This is a genomic window from Serratia sp. KH_031, from assembly GCF_057839655.1.
In genome coordinates this window covers 2,680,514-2,699,598 of the sequence record NZ_CM174496.1, presented here as the reverse complement: position 1 = coordinate 2,699,598, position 19,085 = coordinate 2,680,514, and the positions used below count along the sequence as shown (strand labels likewise).

Below are 19,085 nucleotides of genomic sequence, written 5' to 3'. Positions count from 1 at the left end.
GATTATTTTCGGCTAGAGAGATAGCGTGGCAGACGATTTCGCAACAGACGGCGCATTGGCGCAGGCCATCAAAGGCTTTAAACCGCGTGAACCTCAACGTCAAATGGCGGAAGCGGTCACCGAAGCGATCAACTTCAAACAGGAATTGGTGGTGGAAGCGGGAACCGGCACCGGTAAAACCTTTGCTTATTTGGCTCCGGCACTGCGTTCCAAACGCAAAGTGATCATTTCCACCGGTTCCAAAGCGTTGCAAGATCAGTTGTATGCGCGCGATCTGCCTACTATTGCCACGGCATTAAAATTCAAAGGCAAACTGGCATTGTTGAAAGGGCGCTCCAACTATTTGTGTTTGGAACGTTTGGAACAGCAATCGATGGCCGGTGGCGAACTGGCTGGGCAGACACTGATCGATCTAGTGCGGTTGCGCGGTTGGTCATCCCAGACGGTAGAAGGGGATATCAGCACCTGTAGCGATGTGGCGGAAGACAGTTTTGTTTGGCCGCTAGTCACCAGCACCAATGACAACTGCTTAGGCAGCGATTGCCCGCTGTACAAAGACTGTTTCGTGGTTAAGGCGCGCCGCCGGGCGATGGATGCCGATGTGGTGGTGGTCAACCATCACCTATTCTTGGCCGATATGGTGGTGAAGGAAAGCGGGTTTGCTGAACTGATCCCCGAAGCCGATGTGATGATTTTCGACGAAGCGCACCAAATCCCCGATATCGCTAGCCAATACTTTGGCAAACAGCTCACTAGCCGTCAGTTGATGGATTTAGCCAAAGACATCACCATCGCCTATCGCACCGAAGTGCGGGATTCGGCGCAATTACAAAAGAGCGCTGACCGTCTGAGCCAAAGTACGCAAGATTTCCGTTTGGCATTGGGCGAACCGGGGTTCCGTGGCAATTTACGCGAAGTGATTAACCAACCAAACGTGCAGCGTGCGCTGGTGTTGCTCGATGATGCGTTGGAACTCTGCTACGACGTAGTCAAACTTTCTCTTGGTCGTTCGGCATTGTTAGATGTGGCATTTGAACGCGCGACGCAGTACCGCACGCGTCTCAAACGGCTGAAAGAGGTGAATGAGCCGGGGTTCAGTTATTGGTATGAATGTAACTCGCGCAATTTCGTGTTGGCGCTGACGCCGTTGAGCGTCACTGAGCGTTTTCGCGAGATGATGGACGAAAAGCCGGGCAGTTGGATATTCACCTCGGCAACGCTGTCGGTCAATGAACAACTCAGCCATTTTACCGAGCGCTTGGGGCTGAAAAATGCCAAAACGCTGTTGCTGGCGAGTCCTTTCGATTACGCCACTCAAGCCTTACTGTGCGTGCCGCGTTTTCTCCCCTCACCGAATCAACCGGGCGGCGCACGTCAGCTAGCGCGTATGTTGCGACCGCTGATTGAAGCGAATCAGGGGCGCTGTTTCTTCCTGTGTACTTCACACCAAATGATGCGTGAATTGGCAGAAGAGTTTCGTGCCACCATGACCTTACCGGTGCTGCTACAGGGCGAAACCAGTAAAGGGCAACTGTTGGCGCAGTTTGTTGAAGCCGGTAATGCGCTGTTAGTGGCCACCAGTAGTTTCTGGGAAGGGGTTGATGTGCGCGGTGATGCGTTGTCTTGCGTGATTATCGATAAACTGCCATTTACTTCGCCAGACGACCCGTTGCTAAAAGCGCGAATTGAAGATTGTCGGTTGCGCGGTGGCGACCCGTTCAACGAGGTGCAATTACCCGATGCGGTGATCACGTTGAAGCAGGGGGTTGGGCGTTTGATTCGTGATACTGACGATCGCGGCGTGCTGGTGATTTGCGATAACCGTTTGGTGATGCGTCCGTATGGCGAAGTGTTCCTCAACAGTTTGCCACCGACGCCACGCACGCGTGATTTGGCACAGGCTATCGCCTTCTTGCAGGCAGAATAGTCGTGACTTATGCCCTGTGCTACGGTTTGCTGTGTTACAATCCGCGCCCACTGATTTTTCTTTTTCCTGCCTGAGGTTTGGCATGTCCACGCGAATTTTAGCGATCGATACCGCAACGGAAGCCTGTTCCGTTGCACTCTGGAATCAAGGCGAAATTCACGCCCTGTTTGAACTCTGTCCACGTGAACACACACAACGTATTTTACCGCTAGTGCAACAGGTACTGGCGGAAAGCGGCGTGACGCTATCTCAACTGGACGCACTGGCTTTTGGCCGTGGGCCGGGCAGTTTTACCGGAGTACGTATCGGGATTGGTATCGCTCAAGGTTTGGCGTTGGGTGCCTCGCTGCCGATGTTGGGTATCTCCACGTTACAAACCATGGCGCAGGGCGCATGGCGTGTGACGGGTTCAGAGCGGGTGTTGGCGGCTATTGATGCGCGCATGGGTGAGGTTTACTGGGGACAGTTCGAACGTCAGCAAGACGGCAGTTGGTACGAAAGTGCTGGTGAAGCGGTGTTGTCACCACAGCAAGCATTGGAACGAGCGCAGAGCCTGAATGGCGATTGGACGCACGTCGGTACTGGCTGGCAAACTTACCCGGACTTGATTACTGGCTCACCGGTGAACCTGCGTGATGGCCAAATGTTATTGCCACAGGCCGAAGATATGCTGCCGTTGGCGCTACTGGCTTGGCAACAAGGGTTGGCGGTGAGCGTAGAAAATGCCGAACCCACTTATTTGCGTAATGAAGTGACTTGGAAAAAATTGCCGGGTCGCGAATAGTTGAGCTATCGTTGAAGTAGGGAAGGCTAGGCTCTGCAACTTGCCGTCGAATTCACGGTCAAAGTGGTAGAGTTTTCAGGAGATTACGATCATGCTAATCCGCACGACAAGTAAAAAATTAGGCCTACTGACGCTGGCCAGCAGTGCTTTGTTGTTATCCGGTTGTGTCACCGTTCCCGATGAGATTAAAGGCACTACCGAAACGCCGGTCACGCAACTTTCCTCGGTGCAAAACGCGCCAAAAATGTTCACCGGTGCGGAAGGGCGTTTTGGTGGCAATGTGATGACGGTGATTAATCAGCCGGGTAAAACCTTGTTGGAGATCGCTGCAGTACCGTTGGATTCTGGCGCCCGGCCGATCCTCGGTGAACCATCCCAAGGTCGTTTATTAGCGACGGTGAATGGTTTCCTCGATCCTGTCGATTTTAAAGGCCAGTTAGTGACCGTAGTGGGACCGATTACCGGCCTGCAACCCGGCAAAATCGGTATGACGCCGTATAACTTCGTCACCATGAATGTCACTGGTTATAAACGTTGGCATTTGTCACAACAGATCATTATGCCACCGGCGCCAATGGGACCTTGGGGCTGGCGCGGCGGTCCTTGGGGACCAGGCTGGGGCGCGGGTTATGGCTGGTATAATCCAGGGCCGGCGCAAGTACAGACCATTGTGACCGAATAAATCGCGTTCGTGATAGAAATGCTTTTAGTTACATAGCATTAACATTTTCGTCTAGGGCGGCTTCGGCCGCCTTTGGCTTTTGGAGCGAAAGGAAGCGCCGACAATTAGTGACCTACATCGCAACCTGAATATTGTTTAAAACGCAAACTGGTACGCTGAGTTAAAATATTGTTAAAGTTCGTTGCGTATTTGGGTGCTGCGATGATTATTAGTAAAGATTTCAGGAGTCATAGCTTGGATAAGGTCTGGTTAAAACGCTACCCGGCGGATGTTCCGGCAGAAATCAATGCCGATCATTACCCCTCTCTGGTGGAAATGTTTGAAAGCGCCGTTCAGCGTTACGCTGACCAACCGGCTTTCATTAATATGGGCGAAACGATGACCTTCCGTAAGTTGGAAGAACGTAGTCGTGCTTTTGCCGCTTACCTGCAAAATGAACTTGGGCTGAAAAAAGGCGATCGCGTCGCTTTGATGATGCCGAATTTGTTGCAGTATCCCATCGCCTTGTTCGGCATTTTGCGTGCCGGAATGGTGGTGGTTAACGTCAACCCGTTGTATACCCCGCGCGAGTTGGAGCACCAGTTGAACGACAGCGGGGCAAGCACCATCGTGATTGTCTCCAACTTTGCCCACACGTTGGAAAAAGTGGTGTTCAATACGCCGATTAAACACGTGATCTTGACCCGGATGGGCGATCAACTGTCGGCGGCTAAAGGCACCTTGGTCAACTTCGTGGTGAAATACATCAAGCGCTTGGTGCCTAAATATCACCTGCCGGATGCCATCTCTTTTCGCAGCGTGCTGCAACGTGGCCGCCGTCTGCAATACGTTAAGCCAACCATCAGTAATTCCGATTTGGCATTCCTGCAATACACCGGTGGCACCACGGGTGTAGCGAAAGGCGCAATGCTGACACATCGCAATATGCAGGCTAATCTTGAACAAGCGAAAGCGGCCTATAAACCGCTATTCCGCGATGGCAAAGAAGTGGTGGTAACGGCGCTACCGCTGTACCACATCTTTGCGTTAACGGTGAACTGCCTGCTGTTTATCGATCTTGGCGGACGTAACCTGCTGATCACCAACCCGCGAGATATTCCGGGGTTGGTGAAAGAATTATCTAAATATCCGTTTACCGCGATGAGTGGAGTCAACACGCTATTTAATGCATTGTTGAATAACGAAGATTTCCACAAGTTAGATTTCTCTACGCTGCGTTTCTCGGTTGGCGGCGGAATGTCGGTACAGCAAGCGGTGGCGGAGAAGTGGGAGCAATTGACCGGTAAGCACTTGCTAGAAGGTTACGGCCTGACCGAGTGCTCACCGTTGGTTACCGGCAACCCGCACGACCTAGTGCATTACAGCGGCAGCATCGGCCTGCCTGTGCCCTCTACCGAAGTGAAACTGGTGGATGAACAAGGTCATGAGGTTCCGCATGGCGAAGCGGGGGAACTTTGGGTCAAAGGGCCGCAAGTTATGTTAGGCTACTGGCAGCGCCCAGAAGCGACCACCGAAGTCCTGAAGGATGGCTGGTTAGCGACTGGTGATATTGCTACGGTAGATGATGAAGGCTTTGTACGCATTGTCGACCGCAAGAAAGACATGATTTTGGTCTCCGGATTTAATGTGTATCCGAATGAGATCGAAGATGTGGTCAGTCGGCACCCGAAAGTGCTGGAGTCTGCGGCGATCGGGGTACCTAACGGTGCTGCTGGGGAAGCGGTGAAGATTTGCGTGGTGAGAAAAGACCCTTCGTTAACCGTGGAGGAGTTGATCACCCATTGCCGTCGCCACCTGACCGGGTATAAAGTGCCTAAAATTGTTGAGTTCCGTGATGAGTTGCCAAAATCGAACGTTGGCAAGATTTTACGTCGGGAACTGCGTGACGAGCTGAGTAAACCGAAAGAGGCCGATGCCGCTTAGGTTGCTTCAGTAACCACACCCTATCAACAACGCCGGTGAATGCCGGCGTTGTTGTGTTTAGACGATATGAGAGAATAACGTTTTGAACTATCAGTTGATCACGACAGACGCAGGATTGCAGCAGGTTTGCGAGCAGGCCAGAAACCATACCCAGATAGCGCTAGATACCGAATTTGTCAGAACGCGCACTTACTATCCGCAGTTGGGGCTGATCCAGTTATACGATGGTGAACAACTTTCCCTGATCGATCCTTTACCTATCAAACAGTGGCAGCCGTTTATCGAACTGTTGGCTGATACCAACGTGGTGAAGTTCTTACACGCGGGTAGCGAAGATCTGGAGGTGTTCCTGAATGCCTTCAAAACCTTGCCGACACCACTGGTGGATAGCCAAATTCTGGCGGCGTTTACTGGTCGTCCTTTGTCATGTGGTTTCGCGACGTTGGTGGCGGAGTACATGAAAGTCGAACTGGATAAAAGCGAATCACGTACCGATTGGTTAGCGCGTCCATTGACTGAAAGACAGTGTATTTACGCCGCGGCTGATGTGTTCTATCTGCTGCCAATGGCCAAACAATTGGTGCAAGAAACCGAAGAGGCGGGTTGGACGGCAGCGGCGCATGATGAGTGTTTGCTGTTATGCCAACGCCGTCGTGAAACTCTGACACCAGAGCTGGCTTATCGTGAGATTGGCAACGCTTGGCAGTTGCGCCCACGCCAACTGGGTTGTTTGCAGAAGTTGGCCGAGTGGCGGTTACGTCAGGCACGTGAGCGCGATTTAGCGGTGAACTTTGTGGTGCGTGAAGAAAACCTATGGGCTGTGGCCCGCTATATGCCTGGCTCATTGGGCGAATTGGACGCGTTAGGGTTAAGTGGCCCAGAAATCCGTTATCACGGTAAAACGCTGGTGGCGTTGGTCGCAGAAGCTAACGAATTGGACGAAGCGGAATTACCTGCGCCGATCGTTAACTTAATCGACCATGTTGGGTATAAAAAAGTCTTTAAAGAAATCAAAGCCGCGATCGCCATTGTTAGCGAGCAGAGCGGATTAAGCAGTGAGCTGTTAGCTTCACGTCGTCAAATTAATCAGTTGTTGAATGCACATTGGCAATTGAAAGAAAGTGACAATCAGCCGGAATTAATCCGTGGTTGGCGTGGGGATTTATTATCTGCCCCGTTGCAGGAAATTTTGCAGGATTATTAACCGACACTGAATAATATGATCGGGCAGGAAGGGAAATACTGCCTGATTATTGGTTAAAATAACTTAAGCTAATATTTTAACCGCCAGTATCCACTGTAAAGAAAAAGCCCACAAAGTTAATTGGGAATAATCTCAATCAGGATAAATGTGTATTTTGCAATTTCCGATCTAATAACTGGGCATCTATACAGCTATCCCCTGTAAATAACTACAGGGGATAAACTAATACATCGCAATCATTTCGCAGCTTCTTCCGATTCCGGTAGCGTCACGTTAAGCTCAAGTACCGAAATATCATCCCCTTTCTGCTCAAATTGCACATGCAGCATTTCAGGGTCGATCTGAATGTATTTGCAAATTACGGCCAAAATGTCGCGTTTTAAATCAGGTAGATAGTGGGGCTCGCTGTCCCCACGGCGACGCTCTGCGACGATAATTTGCAGCCGTTCCTTGGCTATGTTGGCTGTCGGTTTTTTGCGGGACAGAAAGAAATCTAACAGAGCCATGGTTTATCCCCCAAAAAGGCGTTTCAGGAAGCCCTTCTTCTCTTCTTCAATGAAGCGGAATGGGCGTTCTTCTCCTAACAAACGGTTAACGGTATCGTCGTAGGCCTTACCGGCATCAGACTCATTATCTAAAATAACAGGTTCACCCTGGTTGGATGCACGCAGTACTGACTGGTCTTCTGGGATCACGCCAACTAGCGGAATACGCAGGATTTCCAGCACGTCTTCCATGCTCAGCATGTCGCCACGGCTAACGCGGCCTGGGTTGTAACGGGTGAGCAACAGGTGTTCTTTGATCGGGTCTTCGCCTTTTTCGGCGCGACGTGATTTGGAAGCCAAAATACCCAAAATACGGTCAGAGTCACGTACTGAGGAGACTTCCGGGTTGGTGGTGATGATCGCTTCATCAGCGAAGTACAACGCCATCAACGCTCCGGTTTCGATACCGGCCGGTGAATCACAAACGACAAAGTCAAAATCCATCTCGTTGAGATTGTTCAACACTTTCTCAACGCCTTCGTAAGTTAGTGCGTCTTTATCACGCGTTTGTGAAGCAGGCAGAATGTAGAGGTTTTCAGTACGCTTGTCTTTGATCAGCGCCTGGTTCAGCGTGGCATCACCCTGAATCACATTCACGAAGTCATAAACGACACGGCGTTCACAACCCATGATCAGGTCAAGATTACGCAAGCCGATATCGAAATCGATCACTACGGTTTTCTTGCCTTTTTGGGCTAGACCGGTAGCAATGGCCGCGCTCGATGTGGTCTTGCCAACGCCCCCTTTACCCGATGTAACAACAATAATGCGTGCCATGAAATGGATTCCTTGTCAAAAGGGCTTAATTTAAAGGTTGTATGGTTAAAGCGCTATTTAACAGGCTGAGTCGCGCTGCCTGCCCGATAAAATCGGACGGGATCTGGTCGCTCAACCAGTACTGCCCTGCGATAGAGACTAGCTCAGCACCCAGGTGTGTGCAAAAAATCTGACACTGTGTATCACCTGAGGCGCCGGCCAGCGCTCGGCCGCGCATCATGCCGTAAACATGGATGTTGCCGTCGGCGATCAATTCGGCACCGGCGCTGACGCTGCTGATGACGATTAAATCACTGTTGCGGGCATAAATTTGTTGGCCTGAACGAACAGGCGTGCTGATGATCCGCGTTTTGGCTGGGGCGTTCTCCACCACCACTGGCGCGGGAGCCGGTGCGGCCATTTTCTGACTGCGGCCTTCATTCATCAGTGGCAAACCAGCACGAGTAATCGCGCGTTTTTGCCGTTCATCTTTACAACCACTGATGCCGACGACGCGCAGACCGGCTGCGCTAACAGCCTGTTGCAGTTCTTTCCAGTTTGCATCGCCGTTCAGCGTGGCAACGTTGATAACAACAGGGGCGTTTTGCAAAAAAGCCGGAGCTTGATCCACTTTTTCTTGCAGCGCCTGACGAATTACCTCGGGTTCGGAATTATACAAATGAACAACCGATAGGGTAAAACTGCTGCCTTTTAGCTCAATTGGCGATTGTGACATCTATCCTGACTCAGTCTCAGCAACTTTAAATCCCCGGAATAGCCTACGGGGTGCGATATTCCGATGTACTAGAAGCATGTTATAGTCAGAGTTATATCCAGGCAAGACGCTGCCTCAATTAAATAGAGTTAAAAAAATGCTTTGTGTGATCTATAGAAGCCCAAAACGGGATCAAACATATCTTTATGTCGAAAAAAAAGACGATTTCTCTCGCGTCCCTGAAGAACTGATGAAAAGTTTCGGTGAGCCGCAATTTTCAATGATGCTTAATCTGGCAGGACGTAAGAAATTAGCCTCGGCAGATATTGAGAAAGTGAAACAGTCACTGAAAGACGACGGCTTTTATCTGCAATTTCCACCACCAGTAGAAAATTTATTAAACTTACATCTGACGGATGATAAGAAATAATCAATTTTAAGGTGGGCTAATGAAGGGGCTAACTACGGCAGTCTCGTTAACTCTGTTGTTAATGGTTGGCAGTTTCGGCCAAAACAGCATCGCGGCCCCGGCCGAGAGTACGCTGGCGGCCACCGGGCGCTCCCCGGCGCAGTTCCCGAATTATGTGGAACAGTTAAAACAACAGGCGTTGGCACAGGGCATTCCTCAAACGACCATTGATAGCGCGTTCGCCAATGTCCATTTTGTCGATCGAGTGATTAAGGCCGATCGCAGCCAGTTAGAAAAGAAGGTAACGCTGAGCGATTACCTACAGCGGGTGCTGACGGCGAGCAAAATCCAGCAAGGGCGTAAGCTGTATCTTCAATATCAACCGCAACTGACACGTATTAGCGCGCATTATGGTGTCCCTGCGCGGTATATCGTGGCGTTGTGGGGGATGGAAAGCCACTTCGGGAAAATTCAGGGCAAAGAAGACGTGATCTCCGCATTAGCGACGTTGGCGTTCGAGGGGCGACGCGAAGCCTTCTTTACTCAGCAACTGATGGCGGCGTTGCAGATTGTTCAGCAAGGGCACGTCACCGGACAACAACTGAAAGGCTCGTGGGCCGGTGCGATGGGGCAATGTCAGTTTATGCCCAGCTCTTTCTTGAAGTATGGTGCTGACGGCGATGGTGATGGTCGGATTGATATCTGGAACAATGTTGATGACGTTTTTGCCTCTGCCGCCAATTACTTGAAAACAGAAGGCTGGCACACCGGCGTGAGTTGGGGACGTGAAGTCAAACTCCCAGCCGGATTGAATGCGAGCGAATTTGGCTTGAAAGATAATCAGGCACGTTCGGTGAATGAGTGGGCGCAGCGCGGCGTGGTACGAGTGAGTGGGGCAGCATTGCCTGATTCAACCTTGCGCAGTTGGTTGATCGCCCCTGACGATCTGCCTGGTCGTGCGTTTCTGGTTTATGATAATTTCCGCACCATCATGCATTGGAATCGTTCGTACTATTTCGCCATTAGTATCGGTATGATGGCTGATGCTATCGGGCACTAATTCAGGGTTCGGCTTGAACCTTTATTTTCGGCAGGAGATGCGACATGTATCAACACAGAGATTGGCAAGGATCGTTACTCGATTTTCCAGCGAACAAAGTGGTATGTGTGGGCAGTAACTATGCCGACCATATTAAAGAAATGGGCAGCGCTAAACCGGCAGAACCGGTGATCTTTATCAAACCTGAAACAGCCTTGTGCGATATCCGTCAACCGGTCGCCATCCCGAAAGATTTGGGATCGGTTCACCATGAAGTCGAACTGGCGGTATTGATTGGTACACCGCTGAAACAAGCCAGCGAAGACCGTGTTGCACGAGCGATTGCTGGTTACGGCGTGGCACTGGACTTAACGCTACGTGATTTGCAGGCCGGTTTTAAAAAGGCCGGGCAACCATGGGAAAAAGCCAAAGCGTTCGATGGTTCTTGCCCGATCTCCGGTTTTATTCCGGTAGCCGAATTTGGTGATGCACAAAACGCCGAGCTTGAGTTGACGGTGAACGGTGAGTTACGTCAAAAAGGTAACACTCACGATATGATCACGCCGATCCTGCCCTTAATCAGCTATATGAGCCGTTTCTTCACGCTGCGTGCGGGCGATATTATTTTGACCGGCACTCCGCAAGGCGTCGGCTCAATGAACTCCGGCGATATGCTACAAATCTCCTTGAATGGTAAAACGCTGAATACCCGCGTGATCTAGCCCTCTACACACTTGCCGCTAGGTTTCTCCTAAATAATTGGAGTTGTATCAAGACAGCTTCGAGTATGACGGAGAAATCGGCGGCAAAGCTTGCATCTGCACACTAAAATGTCTATATAGACACCCTTTATTGATTCAGAGACTAGGCGGCAACATGTCACAACTCCCTTTTTGGCAAACGAAAACACTGGCAGAAATGTCGGAAGCAGAGTGGGAATCGCTGTGCGACGGTTGTGGGCAATGCTGTCTGAATAAACTGATCGACGAAGATACCGACGAGATCTACTTCACTAACGTTGCTTGCGATCAGCTCAACATCAAATCTTGTCAGTGCCGTAACTACGAACGTCGTTTCGAGTTGGAAGAAGACTGCATCAAATTGACTCGCGAAAATATGACCACCTTCGAGTGGTTGCCAATGACCTGTGCTTACCGTCTGATCGGTGAAGGCAAACCGCTATTTCCGTGGCATCCATTGATCACAGGTTCGAAGGCCGCGATGCACGGTGAACGCATCACCGTGCGCCATATTGCAGTGCACGAGGATGAAGTGGTGGACTGGCAGGACCATATCCTCAACAAACCAAAGTGGGCGAGATAATTGCTGTACCCATATTTTTGCCAATAAAAAACGGCGCCTTGGATGAAGGCGCCGTTTTCACATGGTTAGAACTCAACGACCGAACAGATCGCCGCGTCTGCGAGTGCGGACAAACTGGCTAATCAGCACGATGATGGCGAACATCAGATAAGCCGTGAAGATCCCCACCAACCACTGTGGCATTTCCAGAGACAAGAACTGCCATTGGCGTACCGAGCAATCACCGGAAGCGTGGAAGATAGCAGGCATCCACTTGTCCAGTGGCAGCCACGACGGGAAGCTGACAAAGAAGTCGCAGGTGCTAAATGGTGATGGGTTCAACTGGATCATAGTATGTTTCCATGCCAGTTGCAGACCTTCCCAAGCGCTGTAGATCCACAGCAGGATTGCCAGATAACGCAACGATGTTTTCGGCGCGATAGCACCGAGCAACGAAGCCCCCAAAATGCCAAACAATGCGCAACGCTCATAAATACACATGACGCAAGGTTGTAACTTCATCACGTGTTGGAAATAGAGCGCAGCCAATTCCAGCGCTAGTGCAGTCAGGGCCATTAACAGCCAAGCACCGCGCCCCTGCGAGCAACGGTTAAAAAATTGCAACATATCTTTGTTCTTCCATGCAGTAAGCAATTAAGCAGGCAGTGTAAACCAATTCAATCCCGCTGCCAGCCTCTTGAGATAAAATTATCGTTAACGACTAACGCGTAGGAACAACCCCATCAATGGATGGCAGTGTCAGCCAATGCCATTGGGTGAGCAAGTCCGTTATAGGCACCAACGTGTGCTGTACGCATAACAAACCCACGAGGGTTAACACTACGGTATAAGGCAAGGCCATCCACACCATTCGGCCATAAGATAAGCGCACCAGTGGAGCTAATGCTGAAGTCAGCAGGAACAAGAACGCCGCCTGACCATTAGGTGTAGCTACTGATGGTAGATTGGTTCCGGTATTGATCGCCACCGCCAGCATCTCGAACTGTTTGAGCGAGATAATGCCATTCTCAAAGGCTGTGCGCGCTTCGTTGATATAAACCGTGCCGACAAATACGTTGTCAGAAACTGCCGATAACAAGCCATTGAACAAATAGAACAGTGATAGCTGTGACGAAGGATCAGCCCGTAGAACAAATTGAATCACCGGGGTAAACAGGCGCTGCTCAATAATGACGGCGACAACGGTGAAGAATACGGTGAGTAGAGCGGTGAAGGGCAAGGCTTCTTGGAAGGCTTTGCCGATAGCATGTTCGTCGGTAATGCCGCACAACGACGTCGCCAGAATAATCACTGACAAACCGATCAAACCCACGTCTGCCAGATGGAAGGCAAGGGCAACCACTAACCAGACACCGATTAGTGCCTGAACGAACAATTTGACCTTTTCCTGCTGCCCACGTTTGCTCGACGCCTTTTGGTCAAAGTCTTTCAACACTTCGCGTACCGCTTCCGGTAATTTGGCTCCGTAGCCAAATAAACTGAAACGTTCGACCAGCAGACAAACCAATAGACCGCAGACAAATACCGGCAGAGTGACCGGCGCCATGCGTAGGAAGAAATCGATAAAACCCCAACCGGCATTTTTAGCGATGATCAGGTTCTGTGGTTCGCCGACCATAGTCATTACGCCGCCGAGGGCGGTACCGATACCGGCATGCATCAGCAGGCTACGTAGGAAGGAGCGGAACTGTTCCAGTGTTTGTTTGCGATCATCACAGTCGATAGCACTGTCATCGCCCACATCGGTGTGTCCATCTGATTGGTTGGAGACCACATTGTGGTAAATCGAATAGAAACCAGTGGCGACGCTGATCACGACCGCGACGACTGTCAACGCATCCAAGAACGCGGAGAGGACCGCTGCGGCGAGGCAAAATGCCAGCGACAGCAGGATCTTAGAGCGGATATTCAGCAGCAGTTTAGTGAACATAAACAGCAACAGCTGCTTCATAAAGTAAATGCCAGCCACCATAAAAATCAGTAACAGTAAGACTTCCAAATTACTGGCAATTTCCGCCCCCACATGTGCCGGGCTGGTCATGCCGATAATCACGGCCTCGATCGCCAATAATCCACCGGGTTGTAGTGGATAACACTTTAATGCCATTGCAAGGGTGAAGATAAACTCCAGGACTAACAGCCAGCCAGCAACGAACGGACTGACAAAGAAGAAAATCAGTGGGTTAATCACCAAAAAACCGAGAATAGCCAGTTTGTACCAATCGGGCGATTGCCCGAGAAAATTTTTCATTAACGAAGAGCGTATGGTTGTATCCATTATGTGTTGTCGATCCTCAAAAAGAGTTGGCGCGCTATACCCAAAATAATTCGAGTTGCATCGAGGCTGCAACCGAGTGAGTCCCGATGAGCTTACGCCAGTAAGTGATTCGGGTGAGCAAGGGCAGCCAACAAAGATGCAGCTTGAAGAATGAAGGGTATATACCCTAGCAATGTCGCCAAGCCTGATGCAACAAGGGGGCTGTCTTTTTATGTGGCAGAGTGTTTTTACCCATTTTTTGCCACTTTATGCACACTTTTATTTAATGTTCTGTGTGCAGGCTATGTCATATCTGAGCGATCTGGTATGATCAGCCGATTACCTTACTGATTTTATTGTCGCTACGGAACATCACACCCATGGTCATAAAGGCGCAAAGTCCTGCCGGTTTCGCGGAAGAGTACATTATCGAAAGCATTTGGAATAATCGCTTCCCCCCTGGCTCTATTTTGCCTGCGGAGCGTGAACTTTCAGAGTTGATTGGGGTTACCCGCACCACGCTGCGTGAAGTGTTACAACGTCTGGCTCGCGATGGTTGGTTAACCATCCAGCATGGCAAGCCGACTAAAGTAAACAATTATTGGGAAACTTCCGGCCTCAATATCCTGGAAACCTTGGCGCGTCTCGACCATAACAGCGTACCGCAACTGATCGACAACTTGTTGTCCGTTCGTACCAACATCGCGTCGATCTTTATCCGTGCTGCGGTACGTAACCATCCCGAGCAGGCGCAAGAAGTGCTAGCGAAGGCCACTCAGGTTGAAGATCAAGCCGATGCCTTTAACCATCTGGATTATGAAATTTTCCGTGGTTTAGCGTTTGTCTCCGGTAACCCGATTTACGGCCTGATCTTTAACGGCTTGAAAGGGTTATATATCCGTGTTGGACGTTACTACTTCTCTAACCCGGAAGCGCGTAAATTAGCGCTCAATTTCTACAGCAAGCTGTCTACTCTGTGTCATGAAAAGACTTATGATCAAGTGATGGACTGCGTTCGTAACTACGGCAAAGAAAGTGGGGAAATTTGGCACAGTATGCAAGGTGCTATGCCAAGCGATCTGACAGAAGCTCGCCGTTAGACAAATTTTTCGGAATTAACAGAATCAAAAAAATCGCCTGCTATATCACTATGCAGGCGATTTTTTTATGTATACCCGTCGCCATTCAAGCAGCAGGGGTGTTGGCTGCCTTCGCTCACCCCAGTCACTTACTGGAGTAAGCTCCTGGGGATTATGATCCTCAAGAGGCTCACCCTACGGGCCAACGCAAGCGTTGTTCAAATCGGTCTGCGACCAATTTGTCACTCAGTTGCCGCCTACCTGCAACTTGAATGAACTTGGGTATAGATATCACAGAGACGTAGGTTTGGGTGGGCAACGTTCCAATAGCTCAACGCTACCATCTTCGTTTTGTTGTTCTAGAATGATGTCGAAGCCCCACAGACGATGAAGATGCTTCATCACATCGCGGCGACTTTTATCCAGCGGCGCGCGCTCCTGTGGTACGTAACGCAATGTCAGTGAGCGATCGCCCCGCAGATCCACATTCCAGACCTGAATATTCGGTTCATGGTTGCTGAGGTTATATTGTGCCGAAAGCTCCTGACGAATAGCACGGTAACCGGCCTCGTTATGGATAGCGGCAATCTCCAGATAATTATTGCGATCGTCATCCAATACGGTGAACAGGCGGAAATCACGCATCACTTTGGGCGACAGGAATTGGCTGATAAAGCTCTCGTCCTTAAAATCACGCATGGCGAAATGCAGTGTTTCCAACCAGTCTTTACCGGCGATGTCCGGGAACCAATAAAGATCCTCTTCCGTCGGTGACTGGCAGATGCGTTTGATATCCTGAAACATGGCAAAGCCGAGCGCGTATGGGTTGATGCCGTTGTAATATGGGCTGTTATAAGGCGGTTGGTATACCACATTGGTATGGCTGTGCAGGAACTCCAGCATAAAGCGTTCGCTGACTAATCCTTCGTCATACAGATGATTCAAAATGGTGTAATGCCAGAAGGTCGCCCAACCTTCGTTCATCACCTGAGTCTGTTTCTGCGGATAGAAATACTGGCTTACTTTACGCACGATGCGTAAAACTTCGCGTTGCCAAGGTTCCAGCAACGGAGCGTTTTTCTCCATAAAATAGAGAATGTTTTCCTGCGGCTCGCGTGGGTAGCGTAAAGCCTGCTCTGGCGTTTCCTCTTTATCTACGCGAGGCAAGGTTTTCCACAGCGTGTTGACCTGGCTTTGTAGATACTCTTCACGGCTTTTCTGCCGGGCTTTCTCTTCAACCAATGAAATTTTCTGTGGTCGTTTGTAGCGGTCGACGCCGTAATTCATCAGCGCGTGACAGGAGTCCAGCAGTTTTTCGACTTCTTCCACACCGTAACGTTCTTCGCACTGACTGATGTAGCGACGAGCGAATAACAGATAGTCGACGATCGAACTGGCATCGGTCCAACTGCGGAACAAGTAATTGTTTTTGAAGAAAGAGTTATGCCCATAGCAGGCGTGTGCCATGACCAGCGCTTGCATGGTAATGGTGTTCTCTTCCATCAAATAAGCGATACAAGGATTGGAGTTGATAACGATTTCATAGGCTAATCCTTGTTGCCCATGCTTATAGCGCTGTTCGGTCTCAATGAACTTTTTGCCGAACGACCAGTGGGTATAGTTGATCGGCATACCGACGCTTGAATAGGCGTCCATCATCTGTTCGGAGGTAATCACCTCTATCTGATGTGGGTAGGTGTCGAGTCGGTAATGCTTAGCCACGCGATCGATTTGCTCCAAATAAACTTGCAGCAACTCGAACGTCCAGTCCGGTCCATCGCTCAGACGCTTATCTTCCTTGACCTTGTCATGTGTTGAAGTAGTCATCAGCGCACCTCGTTATTAACGGGCAGAGCTCATAATTGGCTAGCCCTATATAACAATCATAGTTCAAGTTGAAATAAGTTGTTTAAAATCAGTGAAATAAAATCAATAGGTCACTATTGCTCAAAATTAAGTCATTATTGTTCCCACATCAATCCACCGATTACCGCGCTCATCCTGATACTTGGCTGTCATTTCGGCAGACCTGTGGCCTAGTAGACGTTGAGCGAATTTGCCGTCTTTCTCTTTGGAGTATAGCCTTGCCGAAAGGCTACGCAACTCATGGAATGACGGTGGTTGATCCTCCCAATTTATCCCCGAATCTTTCCTCGCTTGCGTGAATCCCATTGAGATCGTGCTGGGAGATAAGGCGCGTCCATGATGACTTGCTATTATATTTTCACACTTCCCGTACGTAGCTCTGCAATGATCCAACACATTATCAAGACTCAGGTCGGCAGAGGTTAGCCCCAAATTTGTCGGTATGCACAATCGCATTCCTGTTTTCTGCTGATGGATCCAAATCCTATTGTCGTGAATATCTGACCACATAATTTTACTAATATCACCGACGCGTTGCCCCGTAAGCACTGCCAGCTCCATACTTAACCCCAACCAAAGAGCCTGAGTTTTTGCCGCTTCTCGGATCAGGAAGTAATTATCTAAGCTGAGGCGTTCGCGCAACACCTCTGCTCTAGGGTTCCTAGTGGCTTCTACGGGATTGAACTGTATATGCCCATCTGCGATAGCCTCTTTGAAAACATCAACAAGTGATGCGCGTAGCGCTTTTGCCTGCATTTTCTTTCCTTGTTTAACGTAATCGTTGATAAATTCAGCAATGTATTTAGTCGTGATGGTGTTTATGTTGATGTTTGGGATACCGTTACGCATTGCTTTAATTCTTCCTCGGTAATCACTGAGCGTTTTGTCTTTAAGTCCTCTGCCATTCAGAATGTCAGAATACTTATCAAGCCATGAGTGAAAACTGATGGGCTCATTGCCGTTTATCCGATCGACTAATCTAGTCGCTGAATCCATCAATTGAAGATTGGCATCAATGGCCTGATTGATAGCATCACGTTTAATTCGCCCTAAACCATATTCCTTTCCCGTCCGTGGATCGCGATAACAGTAATACCCACCATTACGAACGTAGAGGTTTGGTGGTAAGTCTCGCTGTGAGTGGTTTCGGTTCCTGGCCATTAGTGATTCTCGATACTAAAGGATTAACTTTTCTGCGTTGGTTTGGTGGAGCAATTTTTTCTGCCCGTTCATCAAAAAGATACTCGCGCCCATCGAGCACTGGTGCTGGGTAAATTCGACCTGCACGAACCCAACGCCTAATGGTCTCTTTGCTGCGTGGGCGGGGAAGTCGGTTATTCCATTCATCTAATGTCAGTAATTTGGTCATTGGTTATGCTCCGTACACACAACCGGTCACGATAGTAATCGTGAACCGGGTTGTGTTTTGATTTTTAGAAATCAGTTTCAGTTACTCAGACGCCAACGTATTCGGGTTTCATATCACTCAAGGTGATACTGAATTGGTCGTATAAATCGTCTGTGAGGTGACGTTTCGTGCTAGCCAACATTTTTTCGATAGCGGCAAAAGCTTCACTGGCACCCGGTTCGTCGGGTTTTGGCAAGGCCTTAATATCTTCTTGAAGACGGTTACGCGCCATAAGCAGGTAATAACGTTTCACTGCTTTGTTTTTAAGCTCGGTGAACAGAGATGATCCCAGCGACGTTTTTAAGTTATCAACTTCAATCCCAATGCTTTTTGCCTGTTCAGCGATCTGTGATTCTTCAATTTGTAGGCGGAACTGAGCAGCTATGGAATCTATATCCGCAGCTTGTTGAACTTCGTGATCATCTACCTCTAGATTGCTGGTAACGTCTGGCAGCTCATTTAGGTTTACACACTGCGCCGGTACCGGATTGATCTCCCGCTCACCTCGTTGCTCAAAATCTTCGGGGCTGTAAACACCTAAAATTACCTCCGGGCAATACAGACGTGCCCAATATTTCACGGCGAGGTAAGCGATTTGCTGTTTCGGATTTGATACCCATAGCGGGGAGTTTCGGATGACAACCCCGGACAAATACACCGGCTCGCCCCAAGTGATTTTTGACTCACCTCGGAGAATGGCCCCGACCTGTACGAACAAGCCATGCTCGTCTTCATCGTTCCATCCGCGAACACGTTGAGTTACATTGTACTTTCCATTTTTCCCTGTTTTTTCAATGTTTTCTTCCCGTGTTTTAGTGCAGCGCTCCCAATCACCACCGTAGCTGTAATGGAAGCGGCCTTGTATCGCGCTGGAACTGGCGATCACCGCATTAACTAGCTGTGCTTCATAACCCAATGTGCCGTTTACCAAGTGTGTTTTTTGCGCGACAGCGTAAGGGTTCATACCCCATTGCATTGCCTGCATCACTATAGCCATGCAATCAGCAGGCTTTCCTGCCAGATGAGCTGGAACTGTTACCTGTGAATCAGCCATTAAATTAGCAAATGCGGTTAATTGCCCGAGTGCTTGCACATTAAAAATGGCGTTGCTGGCGGAAATGGTATTTGGAGCTTGCTGCTCAGTCGTTACAATACTAGTGTTTTGCAT

19 protein-coding genes are annotated in these 19,085 nt (G+C 49.6%); 10 read left to right on the top strand and 9 right to left on the bottom strand.

Features of this window, described 5'->3' with window-relative positions; genetic code table 11:
- The first annotated feature begins 25 nt into the window (after positions 1-25).
- The 5 genes from yoaA to rnd all read left to right on the top strand — a co-directional run bounded on the left by yoaA (position 26) and on the right by rnd (position 6,520).
- A complete protein-coding gene (gene yoaA / locus AC3ISQ_RS12165) occupies positions 26-1,927 on the top strand; it encodes a DNA repair helicase YoaA (RefSeq protein WP_489346800.1) in 1,902 nt (633 codons plus the stop codon).
- 82 nt (positions 1,928-2,009) lie between these two features.
- Positions 2,010-2,711, top strand: coding sequence for a tRNA (adenosine(37)-N6)-threonylcarbamoyltransferase complex dimerization subunit type 1 TsaB (gene tsaB, locus AC3ISQ_RS12160; protein WP_489346798.1), 702 nt, complete (start codon positions 2,010-2,012; stop codon positions 2,709-2,711).
- 91 nt (positions 2,712-2,802) lie between these two features.
- Positions 2,803-3,393, top strand: coding sequence for a Slp family lipoprotein (locus tag AC3ISQ_RS12155; RefSeq protein WP_489346796.1), 591 nt, complete (start codon positions 2,803-2,805; stop codon positions 3,391-3,393).
- 234 nt (positions 3,394-3,627) lie between these two features.
- The gene (fadD, locus tag AC3ISQ_RS12150) at positions 3,628-5,316 is read left to right on the top strand and encodes a long-chain-fatty-acid--CoA ligase FadD (protein ID WP_489346794.1); all 1,689 of its coding nucleotides are present in this window, start codon (positions 3,628-3,630) and stop codon (positions 5,314-5,316) included.
- Between the two features lie 82 nt (positions 5,317-5,398).
- Positions 5,399-6,520: a ribonuclease D gene (gene rnd, locus AC3ISQ_RS12145; RefSeq protein WP_489346792.1), complete on the top strand. Its 1,122-nt coding sequence runs from the start codon at positions 5,399-5,401 to the stop codon at positions 6,518-6,520.
- Positions 6,521-6,756: 236 nt separating this feature from the next.
- Here the strand turns inward: rnd and minE are convergent, their stop codons facing one another.
- The 3 genes from minE to minC are packed head-to-tail and all read right to left on the bottom strand — an operon-like array spanning position 6,757 to position 8,557.
- Positions 6,757-7,026 (bottom strand): cell division topological specificity factor MinE, encoded by a 270-nt coding sequence (gene minE / locus AC3ISQ_RS12140; RefSeq protein ID WP_004945472.1) that lies wholly within the window; start codon positions 7,024-7,026, stop codon positions 6,757-6,759.
- Between the two features lie 3 nt (positions 7,027-7,029).
- Entirely contained in the window at positions 7,030-7,842 is an 813-nt protein-coding gene (gene minD, locus AC3ISQ_RS12135) for a septum site-determining protein MinD (protein WP_489346790.1), read from the bottom strand.
- Positions 7,843-7,867: 25 nt separating this feature from the next.
- The gene (gene minC / locus AC3ISQ_RS12130) at positions 7,868-8,557 is read right to left on the bottom strand and encodes a septum site-determining protein MinC (protein WP_489346788.1); all 690 of its coding nucleotides are present in this window, start codon (positions 8,555-8,557) and stop codon (positions 7,868-7,870) included.
- A gap of 136 nt (positions 8,558-8,693) precedes the next feature.
- Between minC and AC3ISQ_RS12125 the strand changes: the two genes are divergently transcribed.
- The 4 genes from AC3ISQ_RS12125 (at position 8,694) to ycgN (ending at position 11,307) form a co-directional block, all read left to right on the top strand.
- Positions 8,694-8,966, top strand: coding sequence for a YcgL domain-containing protein (locus tag AC3ISQ_RS12125; protein WP_489346786.1), 273 nt, complete (start codon positions 8,694-8,696; stop codon positions 8,964-8,966).
- A gap of 61 nt (positions 8,967-9,027) precedes the next feature.
- The gene (locus AC3ISQ_RS12120) at positions 9,028-10,005 is read left to right on the top strand and encodes a lytic murein transglycosylase (protein ID WP_489353255.1); all 978 of its coding nucleotides are present in this window, start codon (positions 9,028-9,030) and stop codon (positions 10,003-10,005) included.
- A gap of 44 nt (positions 10,006-10,049) precedes the next feature.
- The gene (locus tag AC3ISQ_RS12115; protein ID WP_489346784.1) at positions 10,050-10,706 is read left to right on the top strand and encodes a fumarylacetoacetate hydrolase family protein; all 657 of its coding nucleotides are present in this window, start codon (positions 10,050-10,052) and stop codon (positions 10,704-10,706) included.
- Between the two features lie 154 nt (positions 10,707-10,860).
- Entirely contained in the window at positions 10,861-11,307 is a 447-nt protein-coding gene (gene ycgN / locus AC3ISQ_RS12110; protein WP_489346782.1) for a cysteine cluster protein YcgN, read from the top strand.
- Between the two features lie 72 nt (positions 11,308-11,379).
- Here the strand turns inward: ycgN and dsbB are convergent, their stop codons facing one another.
- Entirely contained in the window at positions 11,380-11,913 is a 534-nt protein-coding gene (gene dsbB, locus AC3ISQ_RS12105) for a disulfide bond formation protein DsbB (protein ID WP_489346780.1), read from the bottom strand.
- 94 nt (positions 11,914-12,007) lie between these two features.
- Complete coding sequence (gene nhaB / locus AC3ISQ_RS12100; protein WP_489346778.1) at positions 12,008-13,585, bottom strand: sodium/proton antiporter NhaB; 1,578 nt, start codon at positions 13,583-13,585, stop codon at positions 12,008-12,010.
- Positions 13,586-13,944: 359 nt separating this feature from the next.
- Here nhaB and fadR point away from each other — a divergent pair, with 359 nt between their 5' ends.
- A complete protein-coding gene (fadR, locus tag AC3ISQ_RS12095) occupies positions 13,945-14,664 on the top strand; it encodes a fatty acid metabolism transcriptional regulator FadR (RefSeq protein ID WP_489346776.1) in 720 nt (239 codons plus the stop codon).
- Positions 14,665-14,934: 270 nt separating this feature from the next.
- Here the strand turns inward: fadR and AC3ISQ_RS12090 are convergent, their stop codons facing one another.
- From AC3ISQ_RS12090 to AC3ISQ_RS12075, 4 genes are all read right to left on the bottom strand, one after another.
- Positions 14,935-16,470 (bottom strand): SpoVR family protein, encoded by a 1,536-nt coding sequence (locus AC3ISQ_RS12090; protein WP_489346774.1) that lies wholly within the window; start codon positions 16,468-16,470, stop codon positions 14,935-14,937.
- Between the two features lie 126 nt (positions 16,471-16,596).
- Complete coding sequence (locus AC3ISQ_RS12085; RefSeq protein WP_489346773.1) at positions 16,597-17,670, bottom strand: tyrosine-type recombinase/integrase; 1,074 nt, start codon at positions 17,668-17,670, stop codon at positions 16,597-16,599.
- Positions 17,612-17,878, bottom strand: coding sequence for an excisionase (locus AC3ISQ_RS12080; protein WP_489346771.1), 267 nt, complete (start codon positions 17,876-17,878; stop codon positions 17,612-17,614). Before AC3ISQ_RS12080 ends, AC3ISQ_RS12085 begins: the two co-directional genes overlap by 59 nt.
- Before the next feature lie 85 nt (positions 17,879-17,963).
- Entirely contained in the window at positions 17,964-19,085 is a 1,122-nt protein-coding gene (locus AC3ISQ_RS12075; protein WP_489346769.1) for a RecT family recombinase, read from the bottom strand.

Coding starts and splice junctions, on each gene's coding strand:
- tsaB (WP_489346798.1), top strand. CDS start 2,010: ATGTCCACGCGAATTTTAGCGATCGATACCGCAACGGAAGCCTGTTCC.
- AC3ISQ_RS12155 (WP_489346796.1), top strand. CDS start 2,803: ATGCTAATCCGCACGACAAGTAAAAAATTAGGCCTACTGACGCTGGCC.
- minE (WP_004945472.1), bottom strand. CDS start 7,026: ATGGCTCTGTTAGATTTCTTTCTGTCCCGCAAAAAACCGACAGCCAAC.
- minD (WP_489346790.1), bottom strand. CDS start 7,842: ATGGCACGCATTATTGTTGTTACATCGGGTAAAGGGGGCGTTGGCAAG.
- minC (WP_489346788.1), bottom strand. CDS start 8,557: ATGTCACAATCGCCAATTGAGCTAAAAGGCAGCAGTTTTACCCTATCG.
- AC3ISQ_RS12125 (WP_489346786.1), top strand. CDS start 8,694: ATGCTTTGTGTGATCTATAGAAGCCCAAAACGGGATCAAACATATCTT.
- AC3ISQ_RS12120 (WP_489353255.1), top strand. CDS start 9,028: ATGGTTGGCAGTTTCGGCCAAAACAGCATCGCGGCCCCGGCCGAGAGT.
- AC3ISQ_RS12115 (WP_489346784.1), top strand. CDS start 10,050: ATGTATCAACACAGAGATTGGCAAGGATCGTTACTCGATTTTCCAGCG.
- ycgN (WP_489346782.1), top strand. CDS start 10,861: ATGTCACAACTCCCTTTTTGGCAAACGAAAACACTGGCAGAAATGTCG.
- dsbB (WP_489346780.1), bottom strand. CDS start 11,913: ATGTTGCAATTTTTTAACCGTTGCTCGCAGGGGCGCGGTGCTTGGCTG.
- nhaB (WP_489346778.1), bottom strand. CDS start 13,585: ATGGATACAACCATACGCTCTTCGTTAATGAAAAATTTTCTCGGGCAA.
- fadR (WP_489346776.1), top strand. CDS start 13,945: ATGGTCATAAAGGCGCAAAGTCCTGCCGGTTTCGCGGAAGAGTACATT.
- AC3ISQ_RS12090 (WP_489346774.1), bottom strand. CDS start 16,470: ATGACTACTTCAACACATGACAAGGTCAAGGAAGATAAGCGTCTGAGC.
- AC3ISQ_RS12085 (WP_489346773.1), bottom strand. CDS start 17,670: ATGGCCAGGAACCGAAACCACTCACAGCGAGACTTACCACCAAACCTC.
- AC3ISQ_RS12080 (WP_489346771.1), bottom strand. CDS start 17,878: ATGACCAAATTACTGACATTAGATGAATGGAATAACCGACTTCCCCGC.
- AC3ISQ_RS12075 (WP_489346769.1), bottom strand. CDS start 19,085: ATGCAAAACACTAGTATTGTAACGACTGAGCAGCAAGCTCCAAATACC.